2 rRNA genes are annotated in these 1,910 nt (G+C 48.2%); both read right to left on the bottom strand.

Annotated features, from left to right (window positions below):
* Positions 1–92 precede the first annotated feature (92 nt).
* A 5S ribosomal RNA gene (rrf, locus tag BU804_RS09025) occupies positions 93–207 on the bottom strand.
* A 131-nt stretch (positions 208–338) separates the two neighbouring features.
* A 23S ribosomal RNA gene (locus tag BU804_RS09020) occupies positions 339–1,910 on the bottom strand; the annotation flags it as partial.

Raw genomic sequence — 1,910 nt, 5'->3', positions numbered from 1 at the left:
CGAGCGGTTGACAAGGGAGTCTAAAAACAAAGGAAAGAAACGGGGCAAAAAAAAGGGCCTTAAAACGGGGTGTTTTAAGGCCAAAAAGAAAAGTTTGGCGGCGACCTACTCTCCCACACTCTTGTGTGCAGTACCATCGGCGATGAAAGGCTTGACTTCTGAGTTCGGAATGGGTTCAGGTATTTCCCTTTCTCTAATGCCACCAAACGAAAATCATAAAAAGTTTAAGTTTCACTTATCAAAATCAGCTCTTGAAAACAATCTCACACGCTTGATTTTTTATTTCGCACCACACTGTTTGTGCTAAAGGGAATGGTTTTCATCCTTTAGAAAAAAAGGTGGTCAAGCCGATCGACCGATTAGTATTGGTAAGCTCAACGCATTACTGCGCTTACACACCCAACCTATTAACCACATGGTCTATATGGTGTCTGATAGGGATACCTTATCTTGAGGGAGGCTTGGCGTTTATATGCTTTCAACGCTTATCCGTTCCGAACATAGCTACCCGGCAATGCTCTTGGCAGAACAACCGGCTCACCATTGGTTCGTCCACTTCGGTCCTCTCGTACTAGAAGCAGCTCCTCTCAAGTATCCTACGCCCACAAAAGATAGGGACCAAACTGTCTCACGACGTTTTGAACCCAACTCGCGTACCGCTTTAATTGGCGAACAGCCAAACCCTTGGGACCTTCTTCAGCCCCAGGATGCGATGAGTCGACATCGAGGTGCCAAACCGCCACGTCGATATGAACTCTTGGTGGCGATAAGCCTGTTATCCCCGGAGTACCTTTTATCCGTTGAGCGACGGCGATTCCACATTCCACCGCCGGATCACTAAGCCCGACTTTCGTCTCTGTTCGACTTGCAGGTCTCACAGTTAACTTGCCTTATACCTTTACGCTCTACTCGTGATTGCCAACCACGATGAGGCAAGCTTTGGACTCCTCCGTTACTCTTTAGGAGGATACCGCCCCAGCAAAACTGCCCGTCTGACAATGTCCGAATCCCAGCTTCATGGGATTTCGTTAGATTCCCGACTTATCAAGACCAGTATTTCAACGACGACTCCAGCTCACCTGACGATGAGCTTTCTTAGTCTCCTGGTTATTCTACACATGACAAGTCAAGAGCCAATATCAGAGTACAGTAAAGGTTCACGGGGTCTTTCCGTCTTATTGCGGGTAAACAGCATCTTCACTGCTACTACAATTTCACCGAGTCTCTTGTTGAGACAGTGCCCAGATCGTTATACCATTCGTGCAGGTCGGAACTTACCCGACAAGGAATTTCGCTACCTTAGGACCGTTATAGTTACGGCCGCCATTCACCAGGGCTTAAATTCAATGCTTTGCACTTAACGTGCTAACATCTCCTTTTGACCTTTTGGCATTGGGCAGGCATCACACCATATACTTCGACTTAGACGTCTTTGCATAGTGCTGTGTTTTTGTTAAACAGTCGCCTGGGCCATTTCTCTGCGGCCACAGGATGCTCTAGCAGCTAGTGCTATCACAACTTGTGGCTCCTCTTCTCCCGAAGTTACGAGGATAATTTGCCGAGTTCCTTAACAAGAGTTCTCTCGCGCGCCTTAGAATATTCTTCCCACCCACCTGTGTCGGTTTTGGTACGGTCACCATCAACGATTAGAGTCTATTTCTTGGAAGCCTTGCGCTACGCTATCGGTTCCCCCGAAGGTTTCCCTTAGTGACAACCTGGTCTTCCGTTAGCGGATTTACCTACTAACCAACCTCATTGCCCCACGGACACATCCAATGGTCCGCGCGCTTAACGTACTCCGTCGACCCGTCACCATAGTTTTAGGTGGCGCAGGAATATTTAACCTGCTTTCCATCACCTACGCTTTTCAGCCTCGGCTTAGGGACCGGCTAACCCAGGGAAGACGAACT

It is taken from the genome of Candidatus Protochlamydia sp. W-9 (assembly GCF_001950615.1).
GTDB classification, from domain to species: domain Bacteria; phylum Chlamydiota; class Chlamydiia; order Chlamydiales; family Parachlamydiaceae; genus Protochlamydia; species Protochlamydia amoebophila.
This window is presented reverse-complemented; position numbering and strand designations above follow the sequence as displayed.